Here is a 15,357-nt window from a genome sequence, read left to right as displayed (position 1 = left end):
GTGGTAAAGTAAGGTCAAGCAGATGATTTCACGAGTAGGATTCCAGCGCCGTACTGTTATAAAGGTGCGAGAAGGGCACCGCCAACAGACGAAAGATGCGGTTGTGGTTGAAGAACCGCTTGAGATTCGGCTGGTTACCCAGGGTGATACGCATAGCATTCCACTGGCAACGGTCATGCGTACTCCAGGCGCCGATGTTGAACTGGCCGCCGGATTTTTGTTCAGCGAAGGGATTATCCGTGAGCGCCGTGATATTGCGACGATCCGGTATTGCCTCGATGCGAATCGCGATGAAGAAACACGTTTCAACACGCTGATTGTCACCCTACGGCCAGCGCTCGAGATCAATCTCGACCACGTCCGCCGACTCTTTTTCGTCTCATCATCATGCGGCGTCTGTGGCAAAATCTCGCTAGAGTCGCTGCGCCTGCGCGGATGTACCCCGCTCGATGATCATCCACCCATCCGGGTAAGCTCCACCGTGCTAACCGGCCTCGACCGGAAGGTACAGCAAGCCCAGGCACTGTTCTCGCGCACAGGAGGACTGCACGCGGCGGCGCTCTTCGCGCCTGATGGTCAGCTTTACGCACTCTATGAAGACGTTGGGCGTCATAACGCTGTTGATAAGTTGATCGGCGAATATCTGCTCAATGAGCGGCGTGATCTCTTGGCACAGTCGATGTTAATGGTCAGTGGACGGGCTAGTTTTGAGATTATGCAGAAAGCACTGGCAGGGCGCATCCCAATTGTGGTTGCGGTTGGCGCGCCTTCTGCGCTTGCGGTGTCGCTGGCTCAGCAGTTCAACATCACCTTGATCGGGTTTCTACGCGGCGCGTCGTTTAACATTTACGCTGGTGCAGAACGGGTAGTGTGATACCAATCTTAGCAATGCCCCCGTATTTCATCCTATCAACTACAGGCGTCAGCGTACGGAAGGAGAAAACGGACGGGATTGATACGCCTCGCAGTTGGCGCAATGCTATCCGGTACTGCGTGACCGAATTGGTCTCCAAGCGGATCGTACTCATCCCTGAGCCCACTGCAAAAACTCACCACGGAGCACACAGAGTACGCAGAGCGTCTAAGATGTATGAATAATCATTTTTGGCCATTGGGCGCATGGAAGAAAAATTTTTACACCCCATGTTCAACGATAGATAAAATTATCGTTAGTCTCTGTGATCTCCGCGGTCTCTGTGGTGAGAAGATCACCTTTTTGCAGTGAAGTTATCCCTTGAACTGCTAAAGTGTGGCTTCAGCGGTCCATAGATTAGATTCACACCTCGTTCCAACCCAGCATTGTTCCGGCCGTGCGCTTTGGCGGTGCATCTCGTATTTCAGACACACGTCCAGCTCTCATCCAGGGAAGGGAAGGTGACGATTCCTCAGCATAACAGTACCGTCCTGCGTGAAGATTTGCTATGATACCGTGCGCGAGGTTAGAGAACACTGTTCCAAAGGGGATCGCTTATAGTCTGGGTACAATGTTGAATACGCGCACGATCAGTTACCTCGAACTGATCGGAAATGGGAAACGCTACCGCGTACCGCCGTACCAGCGCGACTATTCGTGGAATGAGGAGCAGTGGGACGATCTGTGGAATGATATTGTTGATCTCCACAATCAGACCGACAGCTACCATTACATGGGTGCGCTAGTGGTTCAGGCCGAGAGCGATCGCGATCTCCTCATTATTGATGGGCAACAGCGCATGGCCACGCTGAGTATCCTGTCGTTGGCAGTGATTGCCCTGCTCAACGATCTGGCTCAACGGGGAATTGATCCGGATCGTAATCGCGAACGCATGCGCGAGCTGCGTCATCGATTCATTGGCGAGCGTGACCCGGCCTCACTGGTTGAGAGTAGTCGGCTGACACTTAACCAGACTGACGACCCCCTGTATCAGGATTATCTTGTCCAATTACGCACTCCTCTTAACCCGCGTGGATTACCACGATCCAACCGATTATTGTGGCAATGCTTCCAATTCTTCAAAGAAAAACTGAATGACCTGTTCAAAGATCGGTCTGATGGTGCGGTCATTACCCGTCTCTTGTCAGAGACCATTGCCCGGCGATTGCTCTTCATTCTGATTACAGTTGCTGATGAACTTAACGCATACACCATCTTTGAAACGCTTAACGCTTGTGGTCTTGAATTGACCGTTACCGACTTGCTCAAAAACTACCTTTTCTCGCGGATCAGGGTGTCAAGCGATATGCAAGCTCTCCAACGCCGCTGGCAACGACTTATCGAGACGGTTACACCAGAACGATTCCCAGAGTTTCTTCGCTATCACCTGCTATGTGAAGTGGCAAATGTACGTAGCCAACGTTTGTTCAAACTGGTACGTGAACGGGTACAAATACCTCAACAGGTATTTGCGCTGATCGATGCGTTGGAGCCACGTGCTGAACTGTTTGCCGCTCTATCAGACCCGACTCACGGCTATTGGATTGATCGCCCTGATGCACGCCAATATGTGCGTGAACTTGTCTTGTTTCGTGTACGCCAGATGATGCCAGTGCTCTTTGCCGCCTGGGAGCATCTTACACCTGATAACTTCGTGCGCGTACTCAGAATGATTAGTATCATTTCGTTTCGTTACACCGTAGTCAGTGCGTTAAACCCAAATGAACTAGAGTCGATATATCACTCAGCGGCACGGGCGATCATCGAAAAGCGGGCTACATTACCATCAGAGATCTTTGCTCTTTTGAAGCCGATTTATGTTCCTGATCAAAAATTCCTGAACGATTTTGCTTCTCTTTCCATACCTACCAGCGGACAACGCAAGAAGATTGTCAAGTACATCCTGACCAGGCTCGAAAGTCATTTGTCCGGTCGATACTGTGATTCTGAAACCGATCCCGCCTCGATTGAACATATCTTGCCCGAAAATCCAACCCAGGAATGGGAGGCCTTCTTTCCACGGGCACAGTGGGAAGCGGCGATGTACCGTCTTGGCAATCTGACACTCCTGACCCCGGCTGACAATCGACGAGTAGGGAATGCACTCTATTCCGAAAAACAAGCTGTGTACAGTCAGAGCGAATATATGCTGACACGTCGGATTTCAGACATGGCTCCTGAAGAATGGACACCTGCGCTACTCGAACAACGTCAGCAAGAAATGGCACGGCATGCTGTAGCCATCTGGCGTATTGATGTTACGAACACCGACGTTTAGATAACCGGTTTCAATCTGCTCTATGGCGGTGGCGCAAAGGGGTTAGGAGCGCTAAGCCACTATCGCCGCATCCGCAAACTGCCGACCCTGCTCGGTCAAGATGAGTAATTCACCTTGGCGCTGCACCAATCCTTTCTGTTCGGCTCGTCGCACAATGGTCACAGCAAATGATGCCGGCCAACGCAACTCTTCGATCAGGTGATGAGGGTGACACTCAACCCCGGCGTTGCCGGTGCCCTCGTGATTGAGTAAATGGAGGGTCAGCATTTGCAGCGCAAACCGTTCACGATTAATCTGCTGCTGACGAACTTGCGCAACAATTCCTCGCCGTGGTGCAAAAAGAAAGGTGCCTAAAAAGGCAACACCGGTCATCGTAGCCATCGTTCCGGCAATCGAGACATCGAACAGGCGGGCCAGCCAATAGCCGCTGAGTGCAGCAGCAATACCAATCGCAACACTGAGGACAATCATACGGGGGAGGCGGTCGGTCAGAAGATAGGCCGTGGCGGGTGGGGCGATCATCAGGGCAACGACCAACACAGAACCAACCGCATCAAAGGCCGTTACCGCAGTGAGCGAGACGCTGGTCATCAAACCATAGTGGATCAGGGTCGGCGTGAAGCCAAGGGTGGCGGCCAGTGCCGGATCGAACGTGACCAGCTTCAACTCTTTGTAGAAGAGAAGCAGCAGTGTCAGATTGAGAATGAGCGTACCGATACCACCAACCAGTGCTCGCGGCAGATCAAGGCCAAAGAACACAATGCGGTCAAACGGCGCAAACGCGAGTTCGCCGAGCAAGACGCTATCGGTGTCGAGGTGCACATTCCCGGCAAAGCGTGAGATAAGCAGCACTGCCAGCGCGAAGAGTGCCGGAAAGACCAGGCCAATCGCAGAGTCTTCATGCACCAATCGGCTACCGCTGACCAGTTCGACCAACCACACCGTTATCACACCCATCGCAACCGCACCGATAAAGAGCAGTGGCGAAGTTAGGGAATTGCTAATCAGGTAAGCCAGTACAATACCGAGTAAGACCGTATGGCTGATAGCGTCACTGAGCATTGCCATTCGGCGCAAGACCAGAAAGACGCCGGGGAGCGTGCAGGTAGTGGCAACGATTACCGCAATCAACTGGACTTCAAGTTGGGGACTCATCGTGTTCCTCGCTTAACTGGCCTGAAGAACCTGTCGGCGACGAAGATTACGCCATAGTAGACCGCGTCCAGGTGCAAACACTAGTGAAAGAACCGTTACCAGACTCATCATCAAAACAATCAGCGGGCCGGTTGCCAACCCCTCACCGAGTGTACTCAGCCAAGCGCCAGCCATTGCTGCCAGTGCACCGAAACCCGCTGCCAGCACCACCATCGTTTCGAGTCGGTTCGTCCATTGTCGGGCAGCTACCGCCGGCGCAACCAGCATCGCGCTCATTAACACAACCCCGACAGTCTGGATTCCAATCACAATAGCGGCTACTATCACAACGGTCAGTAACACATCAAATCCACGCACCGGTAGGCCGATGCTACGAGCAAAGTCGGGATCGAAAGTGACCAACTTTACCTGCGGCCAGAAGATCAGCACGAGGGCGAGGGCCGGAACCCCAACCACCAGCATTGCCCACAAATCACGTTCAATGAGCGCAGCCGCCTGACCGAATAGAAAACTCTTCAAACCAGCCTGTGCTGCATTGGGTTGCCGTTGCAAATACGAGAGTAACACCAGGCCAAAACCAAAAAAGACGGCCAAGATCAGCGCCAATGCTGCATCATCCTTGATCCGTGTGGTACGTACCACAACGAGTAGCCAGAGTGCCGCCAGCAAAGCAGCGCTAGCGGCGCCAACGAACAAGATAAACGGATCGCGCTGACCGGTAAGCAGAAACGCCAGTGCAATACCGGGCAGTGCTGCGTGTGACATCGCATCACCGAGGAGAGCTTGACGACGCAGCACAGCGAAACAGCCAAGAAAACCACTGATCGCCCCTAGCAGCATCGCACCAATCGTCACTGTGCGCAAAGTATAATCGGTAAACAGCTCCATTGGTCACCTCCGCCAGCCCATTAATCACCTGGCGCCGGAGCAGCCGACGAAGCAGGAGCTGCAACCCGACTCGTCTCAAGCAGCGCAAGCCGACCACCATACGTTGCGCGCAGGTTTGCTTCGGTAAAAACATCATGCACCAGCCCAGCGGCGATCCGACGCACATTGATCAGTGCAACCTGATCGAAATATTCGGTCACCGTCTGCAAATCATGGTGAACGACCACAACCGTCTTACCGGCAGCCCGCAAATCACGCAAGATATTGATGATGGCGCGTTCGGTGACCGCATCAACCCCCTGAAACGGCTCGTCCATAAAGTAAATCTCGGCATCCTGCGCCAGTGCACGGGCTAAAAACACGCGCTGCTGTTGCCCCCCAGAGAGCTGACCGATCTGGCGATGAGCAAACTCGGCCATCTGCACCTGTTCGAGTGCAGCAAGTGCTGCTGCACGCTCGGCACGTCCTGGACGACGGAACCAACCCAGATGACCATAGCGCCCCATTAACACAACATCGAGCACCGTTGTCGGAAAATCCCAATCAACACTACTGCGTTGCGGAACGTAAGCGATCAAATGGCGCTGCTGTTCATACGGTTTCCCAAAAATCCGTACACTGCCTGCCGCCGGTTTGACAAGCCCCAGCGTCGATTTGAGTAATGTTGTCTTGCCGGCGCCGTTCGGGCCAATGATGGCCATCAATACCCCTCGTGGCACTTGCAGATCAACATCCCACAAGACAGGTTTATCGCCATACGCCACTGTCAAATCCTGAATATCCACTGCGATTTCCATCACAACCTCCATCCTACGACGTTAAGGCCTCGACTATTGTCTGCATATTGTGCCGCATCATCCCGAAATAGGTACCGGCCGGCCCATCAGGTTCACCCAGCGAGTCGGAGTAGAGTGCACCACCCACCCGCACCTCATGGCCAACAGCGCGAGCAGCGTTCTGCACCGCTTCTATCGTGCGTGGTGAAACACTCGTCTCAACAAAGATGGCCGGAATACGATTCGTAACGACCAACTCAGTTAGTGCCCGAATCGTAGACGCACTGGCTTCCGTCGCGGTACTGATCCCCTGCACTGCTTCTACCCGCAAGCCGTATGCCTGCCCGAAATACCGAAAAGCATCGTGAGCAGTAACCAAAATCCGACGTTCAGGCGGAATACGCTCGGCCATCATACGTAGTTCGCGATCAAGTGCTTGCAAGTCGGCGAGATAGCGCTCACTACGCTGTTGATAGATTTCACTTCCCGGCGGATCAACCGCGATGAGGGCATCACGGATCGCAATGACTGCATAGCGCCAGCGCTGCGGATCGTGCCAGACGTGCGGATCATACGCTTTATCATGATCGGGCCATTCGAGCAGCAAGTGTTGAGGTACCGCTTCGGCAACAGCAACCGCTCGCACATACCCTCGACGATGAATATTCTCAAATACCCGTGAAAGGCCGGCTTCCAGATGAAGCCCGTTGTACAAGATGAGATTTGCCTCTTGCAAAGCGAACAGATCGCTTTCTGTCGCAATATAGGTATGAGGGTCGATCCCAGGCCCCAGCAGAGTACGCAACAGCACCCGATCACCGGCTATCGCCCGCACCGCATCACTGATCTGACCGGTTGTAGCAACTACTCGCAAACGACCATCAGTGACCGGAGTAGCGCAGGCGGTCAGGACGAACAGAACAATGCCTATCAGGACAGTACGAAATTGCATATTTATACCTACTAAAATATTTTTTAGTCAAACCTAAAATAGCAGATTTTTGTTAAACTGTCAAGATTGCATATAGCGCCGATCCAACAAACTCTGTTGCGCGAAACCAGAAAGGTTAACGCGGCGCTAATGATAATTGTTCTCGCGTTTGTCTTAGAACACACCGTGCGGGCGGATTTGGCAGCCCCTCTCCAATGCGCCGACGAGGATGATCGGCGAGAAAACAGAGGTTTGGCGGTAGATTAGCGTCGGAACGGGAAGTATCTTTATACGCACTCACTTCGCTCTTCTCTGAGAGGCTGAACAAAAACCCAGTTTTCTCATTGGGCACCTCCCGTACCCGTGCGCCCATTGCGTGAAGGGGGGACCGCCATGCTTTCGCGCCAGTCACGCTCCGTCCTCCCCTCCTCGCCCCGTGTGGGAGAGGAGGGGGCAGAGGGTGGTGAGGGCGCCGGTTGCTCGCCAACGTTCCCCTCACCATTCTGGCGATGCCTCTGCTGAGCGCCTGATCAAAAACACGAGTTTCCGATCAGGTTCTGGAAGCAGACGGTGAAGATTTGCAAGGCAGGGTTATTTCTTCGTTCAATATGCTAGAGTAAAATAATCGATGTATCTTTGAGCGGTACAGTGCGTTGCGCCACCACGACTCCACAAGCCATGGTTACCATATAAAGATGACTGATTCTTTGCAGAGCTTCGATGTATTATATGAAATTACTGACGCACCAGGAGTTTACCCATGGCGGCGCTCCCTTTCGTTATGATCTATCTCATTCCGGCAATCATTTCTGGCGGGCTGGCAATTGTTATGTGGAAACGACGTTACTATCGTGGCGGGCGCCCGTTTACGCTCTTGTTGGCGGCGATTGCCTGGTGGAATCTTTGCCATGCCCTGAGTATCGCCGACACCACATTTGAAGGAACCCTGTTCTGGTCATTGTTGCAAAACATGGGCATTGTTCTCATCGGGCCGTGTTGGTTGCTGATTGCACTCGCATACTCTGGTGAATGGTGGCGTGTCCCGCGCTGGATTCGGCGTGGCATTTTTATCCCTGAACTGATTGCACTACTCTTCGCGCTGACCAATAACTTGCACAACCTCTGGTGGTCAACGGTCACACCCGACACTTCACGTCCATTCTTCTGGATTTCAGTGACGCGAGGACCGGTCTTCTGGATGCACAGCATCTATGCCTACGTTTGTCTCATCATCGGGATCGCTATTCTGGCCCGTGCTTCTGCTCAGGCACCACCGGTTCATCGGTACCATGCTCGATTGATGCTTATTGCTGCCCTCATTCCAGCACTTGGCAATGTTGTGTTTCTCAGTGGTATCATCGGATCGTGGAATGATGATCCTACGCCGATCCTGCTGTTTATTTCGGCAGCCCTGGCAATGTTTACCACGATGCGTTATCAACTGTTCGATCTTGCCCCTCTGGCTGAACGCGAAGTGATTGCCGGTCTCCCCGATGGATTAATCGTCCTTGACAGTCGCGGGCTAGTTGCCGAAATCAACCAGCATGCCCCTCGTCTGCTCGGCATCCACGGCGAGCGCTGGATTGGCCGTTCGCTGGTCCAACTGGTTACTCATTCTCCGTTTGAACACGATCTGCGCCGCCTGCTCAATACTTCAGTGACGACCTCTGGCCGACCACTGATCTGTGAGAGTGGTCATCAGGCTATTGAAGTAAGAATCCGTCCATTACAATCAGCAGCCGGTATCACAACCGGATCGCTGCTGTTAATACGTGACGTCAGTGAGCGAATCCGCGTCGAACAGGAGCGCGCCCGTCATATTGCCGCCTTGCGTCTGATCAACAACATCGCCCGCAGTGCCAATACTGCTCAGGAAACATCCTCACTGCTGACAACGATTGCCCGCATCATCGTGCAAGAAGGGCACTGGCAACGGGTCGCAATTGGCTTGATCGAAGAAGGGCAGCGTATTAGCATCAAGATTGATTATACGCCTACCGGTGTTGGGCGATTACAAGACCAGGTCATAAGTGGCACGGCCGCAGCGAGACTGATTGAACGCATTCAGCAAGGGCAACCAGAACTGATCAATACCGATGAACTCACGGTTGATGACCCACTGACCATCGGTCTCCACCAGGAGGGCATCCGCTCGCTGTTACTGGCGCCACTACGTCACGACCAGAATGCGACCGGCATTTTAGGTCTGGCCTCAAGTGAAGCGAAGAGTATGACACCAGTGCTGGCCGAACTGGTCACCGCAATTGGCGAATTGATTACCGATGCGCTGATCCGCATTCGCCTGTACGAACAGGTGCAACGCGCCGACCGACTCAAAACCGGTTTCCTGGCAACCGTGAGCCATGAACTACGCACCCCGCTTACTTCTATTCTTGGCTACACCGATATACTTCAGCGGGGGGTACTAGGAGAGCTTAGCCCTGAAGTCCGAGAAACCCTGAGATATATGCGCCAGGCCAGTCTCAATCTCATGCGGTTGATCAACGATATTCTTGAATATTCACGCCTGGAAATCGGCCAGATGACAATCGAGCTTGAACCAGTTCCGGTTGCAGCGGTTGTTCAGAATGTCGTGGGGCAAATGTTACCGCAGATTCGCGAGCACGGATTGCAGTTGCGTACAACAATTCCGGCCGATTTGCCGCCTGTACAGGCTCATGCCGGCCGTCTCGAACAGGTCCTGATCAATCTCCTCAGCAATGCGATCAAGTTTAACCGGCCACAGGGGCTTATCGAAATTAAGGCAGCAAACCACGGTGACTTCATTCGCATTAGCGTTCGTGATACCGGAATCGGCATTGCTCTCGCCGATCAGAAACTGATCTTTGAGGAATTTCAGCGCCTCAAGCAGGCTAATGGCCGATCAGTTAGCGGCGTTGGTCTTGGCCTGGCGATCTGTCGGCGCCTGATCCAGCATATGGGAGGCAAGATAGGAGTAGAAAGTAAACTTGGCGAGGGATCGACCTTCTTTTGCGACTTACCAATAGCTACTGCATCGCGAACTGTGGGCGAGCGAGCCGACGTATGACCGTACCCCCGATTCTGTTCTAGCCGTCATCTCTCTCGCTGCCAGCGGCAGCGGCTACTCCTAACGCACCGGGTGTTACCCGGATTGTCGTCGTAGCTGCGATGCGAGCGAGCGCAGTGGTCTACAGAACAACAGCAGTGTTCTCCCACCGTTAAGCCCGCCCCACGCACCTTGCTCCCCATCAGTCGGCGCAGTCGCCTAGCCGCCGGCATTGCTGCCGACGCTGGTCGGCTCTTACCCGACCGTTTCACCCCTTACCGGAAACCCGGCGGGACTCCTCTCTGTTGCCGTCTTGCGTCACCGGCAGATTACTCCACCGGCGCCCCCGCTTCCTGTTTCGCGGGGCGACCTTCCACCGTTCGGTGGGCGGGGAGTCGGGAAGTTCCTCTGGGGAATACCCCAGCGACGGCCCGTCATACGTCGGCGCCATGCATAGTATACTATAACTGTCACGATATAAAAATAGGTGAGAGGACTGGTTTGCAGAGTTTTCAGTTGTTGGTCGTGTCCGCCAGTGAACCGTATCCTCAGTTGCAGCGATCACCGATCCACGCCGGCGCCTGGGAGCACGGGCCTCCGGTCCTGAGCAGTGCATAACAGGGAACGATCGTTTATCGCATCAACCCACCATCATCCCATCCCCAATTCCTCATGCGTGGGGTTAATCTACACTTACCGAGACGATGACGGGCATAATCGGCAAGACAACCGAATCGTAGCCGCAGACTATCGTTGGAAGAGGCATACATCCCTTCCTTTGGGGTAAGGCGGTACTTCACCCCAACGTGTAATTCCGTTCATTACATCTGAAACCGATTGAGCAGTTCTTGTTTTAGATCCCACAACCGCTGACTGAGCGAAACGTGATAGATGTGCGGGTTCATAATGCGCCGAACTCCAAGATCAAGCCGCTCGACGTCGGCATGGCGGCGTTCGCGCATCTGTTCAATTGACACCGGATGGGCCAAACGTCGGCCGTGTACCATCGCAGGCTCTAGCAGTGGCTCAATTCCGGTCAGCTCTGCCCGCAACACCGCACGCTGTCGGGTATGATCGCTGGGGTGGCGTAACCGAATCACCTCTTCCCTGGCCGGATCTTCATCTTCGAGAGCGATCAGATCGGCGGTCGCTTTCCCGCGTGCATCGTACAGCCGCCACACTCGTTTCAGGCCGGGATTGGTCAATTTTGCTGCACTCTCAGCAATCTTAATCGCCGGTTGCCAGCTCTGCCCATCGTGTAAGGCAACTAGCTTATACACCCCACCAAGCGCACCTTCACCGTGTGAAGTCACCAGCCTGGTACCTACCCCGTAGACCAGACGACGAATAATCGCATTGGCATCGGCTTGATAGCGCGGCGCTTCCTGAACGATCTGGCTCTGAATCTGCCAGATCACCAGTTCGTCGAGATCATTGGAAAGGACAATCACCGTATCAGGGAACCCAGCCCGATCAAGCATGAGCGCTGTCTGGATCGCCAGATACGCCAGATCGCCCGAGTCAAGACGAACGCCTACCGGCTTATGCCCTTTGGCGCGCAGCTCTTCAAAGACGCGAATCGCATTCGGCACCCCACTCTGCAAGGTGTCAATAGTGTCTACCAGCAGCAGACAATCATCAGGGTAAACCGCAGCATAGGCCCGGAAGGCGTCAAGCTCACTCATCCCAAGGGCTAGAAAGGCCTGTACCATCGCATGGGCATGGGTGCCTTTCGCGGTTTGCCCAATCGTATGCGCCAGACCAACATTCGACGTAAAGTCGGCGCCACCAATTAAGGCAGCACGTGTTCCGGCATTCGCACCCAGCCCCTGACCACGACGCAAGCCAAACTCAAGCACCGTACTGGCCCCACTCGCCTCACGAATCCGGCTGGCCTTCGTTGCCACCAGCGTTTGATAATTAAGATGATTGAGCAAAGCCGTCTCAAGCATTTGAGCCATCATCAATGGCCCGCGCACGATGGTCATCGGCGCCTGCGCGTGCACTACCCGCCCTTCGGGTACGGCCCAAAGGGTGATGCCCCCAAAATGACCGTGGCGACCCAGATAGTTCAGAAAATCCTCATCGAAGATTGGCTTGCCGACCCGATTGCGCTGACCGCGTAGCACCTCAAGCTCGGTTGGCCCAAAAGCAGCGGTCTCCATCCAGTCGAGTAACCATTCAAGTCCGGCAGCAATACAATAACCGGCTGAATGCAACCCGTAGTTGGGTGGTTGCCGAAAAAAATGATCAAACTGTGCCATCCGTTCGTGAATGCCCATCCGAAAATAGAGCTGGGCCATCGTCAATTGATATTGGTCGGTGAAGAGGATGCCCGTGGCAGTTCGCTGTTGGATACCGTTCATATCGCCTCGCTTGTATAGTGTACATTATACACTAATATACCAGCGCAAGAGCGTTGTGTCAACAAGACAGCAATGAAAACAGAGAGGGATGGTAGGCTTCGCCCTACCGCAACATCCCCCTCCTCTGCTTGACCTGAGAGGAGGGGTTAGAGAGGAAGGTAAGGGGAACCAGTCGTGCTGCTGCGCGGATACGCTCTCATTATTTATCTTGACCTTTGATACAGCGCATTAATAGCCAATCGCCGATGGTGGCGCGTATAATAGCGAATTTGACGCGGCAGATTATCTTCCGCTGGGAGCGTCTTAACGTATTGCACCAGTCGTTCGGCAATCTGCTGACTGCGTACCACTTGTTCGGTCGATGGAAGCCCCTGCAACGTTGACTCCCATGGATTGTTACACACGCCTTCGACAATGATCCCAATCAGTTCGGGTAACAACTTACTGTGACGCATCCAGTTCAGGGCCAGACAGAATCCAGGGCTGGGAACGGGCAGACGCTCACGGGCCACGGCCAGGAGATCGGCCGAGTGACCAACAGCGATGACTACCAAAACCGGTTCGGTGATTGTCGGCAAATGATGCAAATTCAGCAGCGGAACGTCTAACAGTTGCGCTACTGCCATCGCTAATGGTTTGCTGTACGGATCGGGGGTTGTGACTCCCCCAAAATACCAGTTACTGCTCCGGGCGAGGGCTAGAAAACGCTGTACGGTGCGAGCAACATCTTCTTCGCGCAACTGGTAATGCGCAAGCGGATGTATGTTCAGACCATCATCTGTCGCCGAACCAAGACAGACAACCCCTTCACGGATGTAGAGATCGTCTTTGCTATTGTCACACGTGCGGAACTCACGTCTGCGCTCAACACTTTGCAAACAGGTGAGCAATTCCAGTTGCGCCTCTGGTGTAGTAGCCAGCGCCAGGCCTTGTTGCCATGCCTGCTGGGCTTCATCGTAGCGTTGGAGTTGAAAGTAGCAACGACCAAGCAAATGAAAAACAGCCCAGTCGTCGTAATAGCGTTGGCGCGGTTTTTCCAATAGGCTTAACGCAGTCTCGTATTCACCACGGGCGACATAGATATACGCCAGTTCGAGTTGGGCTGCGACATCGCCCGGATCAAGTTCAAGACAACGGCGAAATTCGCGTTCAGCCTCATTGTATCGTTCAAGTTCGATCAAGACAAAGCCGAGATTGAAATGGGCAAAGTAATCGTCGGCCAAATCCGCCACTGCCGCAAAAGCTTCGGCAGCCTTTGCCAGCAAACCCTGTTGCTGATAGTGAAAGGCCAGAGCATTATGAGCATCACGCAGCGTCGGATCGGCAGCTATTGCCATGCGAAAATGGTCAGCCGCTGACGCCGGACGCTGCGTGCGCTCGAAAGCTAAACCGTAACGCAAGTGGCGACGACCGGCAACGCGCTTGGTCTCGTCTATCATTGTGAGCCTCCTCGCCCGTGGCAGGGCGACCATTGCGAGCCATGACGTCGCAGATTGACGGTGCGCACCATGGTTATGGTAATTGCGCACGGCTCATTGTATTGTTAGGCAGGGTAGCCGCTAAAGCAGCCGCCTGCACATCGAGAATCTGTCTGATCCCATATTCAGCCAGATCGAGTAGAGCATTAAGTTGGGATCGGCTTGCCGGTACTCGTTCAGCGGTGGCCTGGACTTCAATGTAAGCACCGGCGCTGTTCATAACGACATTGCAATCTAGATCGGCCTGACTGTCTTCATCGTAACAGAGATCAAGCAGCAGCGTTCCTTGCACGATACCAACACTCACCGCTGCTACCGGTGTCAGAGCAGGTTTGACTTCAATGGCGTTACTACGCACGAGGTGCTCAACTGCCAGAGCCAGGGCCACATAACCACCACTGATAGCCGCCGTGCGCGTACCACCATCGGCTTGCAAGACGTCACAATCGATAGTAATGGTTCGTTCGCCAAGAGCACTGAGATCGACTGCCGCTCGTAGCGATCGTCCGATCAGACGTTGTATCTCCTGGGTACGTCCACTTGGGCCGTTCCGTTCACGACGGGTACGCTGGAGGGTCGCACGTGGGAGCATTGCATATTCGGCAGTTACCCAACCACCCTGCTGACCACGCATCCAGGCCGGTACGCCATCCTCAACCGTGGCCGTGCACAGTACACGTGTGTTGCCGTATGCAATGAGCGCCGATCCTTCAGCATACGGCGCAGCACCTACTTCGATTGAAATCGCTCGTAGTTGATCGGGCAATCGCCCATCAATTCGCACCATACGCAACCGTTTCCTCTACTTCTTATTGCTCATCATACCATATTCATAACTGCGATACAACGTAATATTGCTTAACCGTGCAATATCATCCGGCGCGCCTGCCAGAGATACCAGCACGCAACGCTGCGGTACGGTCGCCAGCGTTCACCCAGCATTCGCACCTCGGGAGATGTTGGCAGGTGCGGCAGGTCGTATATCAAGCGCACTGCATCGCGCAAACCAAGATCGGCAGCCGGCAATACATCTAGACGTTCGAGTGCAAACATCAGATAGATTTCGGCTGTCCACCGCCCAATACCTTTTACCGCAGTCAACGCTGCAATCACCGCTTCATCGTCAAGCGTCGGTAATTGATCCAGGTCAAGTTGACCACGTATCACCCGTTCGGCAAGATCACGCAGGTAACTGCTCTTGCGGGCCGAAAGACCAGCAGCGCGCAAGAGAGCCTCGTCGGCAGCCAGGATGGTCTCTGGGTCGAGAATACCCAACCGTTCAATCAAGCGGTCACGAATCGTGCGGGCTGCGGCAAGCGATAGTTGTTGACTGATGATCGCATACGCAAGCGTGGCAAAGCCGTGGGGCTGGCGCTGGAACGTATACGGGCCGATCTGCTCGATCCATCGCGCTAAAGTTGGATCAACGTGGCAGAGATGATGAAGTGCATCTTCCATCGTTCCATCGTACAATAATACTAGAGCGCCGTCCTCTGGCGAGAGTTTTCAGTTACAACTTCTCCTTCTATTGTGGGCAAAGAAAA

At 53.9% G+C, this 15,357-nt stretch carries 11 protein-coding genes; 3 read left to right on the top strand and 8 right to left on the bottom strand.

Features of this window, described 5'->3' with window-relative positions:
* The first annotated feature begins 22 nt into the window (after positions 1–22).
* Both fdhD and QTO31_RS08330 read left to right on the top strand, forming a co-directional pair.
* A complete protein-coding gene (gene fdhD, locus QTO31_RS08335; RefSeq protein WP_301428730.1) occupies positions 23–874 on the top strand; it encodes a formate dehydrogenase accessory sulfurtransferase FdhD in 852 nt (283 codons plus the stop codon).
* Positions 875–1,484: 610 nt separating this feature from the next.
* A complete protein-coding gene (locus QTO31_RS08330; RefSeq protein ID WP_301428729.1) occupies positions 1,485–3,191 on the top strand; it encodes a DUF262 domain-containing protein in 1,707 nt (568 codons plus the stop codon).
* 51 nt (positions 3,192–3,242) lie between these two features.
* Here QTO31_RS08330 and QTO31_RS08325 read toward each other — a convergent pair whose 3' ends face one another.
* Genes QTO31_RS08325 through QTO31_RS08310 form a run of 4 tightly spaced genes read right to left on the bottom strand, consistent with a single transcriptional unit; the run spans position 3,243 to position 6,962 of the window.
* Positions 3,243–4,346 carry a metal ABC transporter permease gene (locus QTO31_RS08325; RefSeq protein ID WP_301428728.1) on the bottom strand — a complete coding sequence of 368 codons (1,104 nt, stop codon included), beginning with the start codon at positions 4,344–4,346 and terminating at the stop codon, positions 3,243–3,245.
* Between the two features lie 12 nt (positions 4,347–4,358).
* Positions 4,359–5,234, bottom strand: a complete 876-nt coding sequence (locus QTO31_RS08320; RefSeq protein WP_301428727.1) for a metal ABC transporter permease — start codon at positions 5,232–5,234, stop codon at positions 4,359–4,361.
* A gap of 20 nt (positions 5,235–5,254) precedes the next feature.
* Positions 5,255–6,031 carry a metal ABC transporter ATP-binding protein gene (locus QTO31_RS08315; RefSeq protein WP_301428726.1) on the bottom strand — a complete coding sequence of 259 codons (777 nt, stop codon included), beginning with the start codon at positions 6,029–6,031 and terminating at the stop codon, positions 5,255–5,257.
* A 13-nt stretch (positions 6,032–6,044) separates the two neighbouring features.
* A complete protein-coding gene (locus tag QTO31_RS08310) occupies positions 6,045–6,962 on the bottom strand; it encodes a metal ABC transporter solute-binding protein, Zn/Mn family (RefSeq protein WP_301428725.1) in 918 nt (305 codons plus the stop codon).
* Positions 6,963–7,701: 739 nt separating this feature from the next.
* Here QTO31_RS08310 and QTO31_RS08305 point away from each other — a divergent pair.
* Entirely contained in the window at positions 7,702–9,990 is a 2,289-nt protein-coding gene (locus QTO31_RS08305; protein WP_301428724.1) for a histidine kinase N-terminal 7TM domain-containing protein, read from the top strand.
* Between the two features lie 800 nt (positions 9,991–10,790).
* Here the strand turns inward: QTO31_RS08305 and QTO31_RS08300 are convergent.
* The 4 genes from QTO31_RS08300 to QTO31_RS08285 form a co-directional block, all read right to left on the bottom strand.
* Complete coding sequence (locus QTO31_RS08300; RefSeq protein WP_301428723.1) at positions 10,791–12,335, bottom strand: nicotinate phosphoribosyltransferase; 1,545 nt, start codon at positions 12,333–12,335, stop codon at positions 10,791–10,793.
* Positions 12,336–12,538: 203 nt separating this feature from the next.
* On the bottom strand, positions 12,539–13,774 hold the full coding sequence (locus tag QTO31_RS08295) for a tetratricopeptide repeat protein (RefSeq protein WP_301428722.1): 1,236 nt from the start codon (positions 13,772–13,774) through the stop codon (positions 12,539–12,541).
* A gap of 73 nt (positions 13,775–13,847) precedes the next feature.
* Positions 13,848–14,600, bottom strand: a complete 753-nt coding sequence (gene rph, locus QTO31_RS08290) for a ribonuclease PH (RefSeq protein WP_301428721.1) — start codon at positions 14,598–14,600, stop codon at positions 13,848–13,850.
* 71 nt (positions 14,601–14,671) lie between these two features.
* The gene (locus QTO31_RS08285; protein WP_301428720.1) at positions 14,672–15,271 is read right to left on the bottom strand and encodes a DNA-3-methyladenine glycosylase family protein; all 600 of its coding nucleotides are present in this window, start codon (positions 15,269–15,271) and stop codon (positions 14,672–14,674) included.
* Positions 15,272–15,357: the final 86 nt, after the last annotated feature.

The organism is Chloroflexus sp. MS-CIW-1 (assembly GCF_030444705.1).
Taxonomy (GTDB): domain Bacteria; phylum Chloroflexota; class Chloroflexia; order Chloroflexales; family Chloroflexaceae; genus Chloroflexus.
The sequence above is the reverse complement of the archived record's forward strand: the minus strand, read 5'-3'. Positions and strand labels throughout refer to the sequence as shown.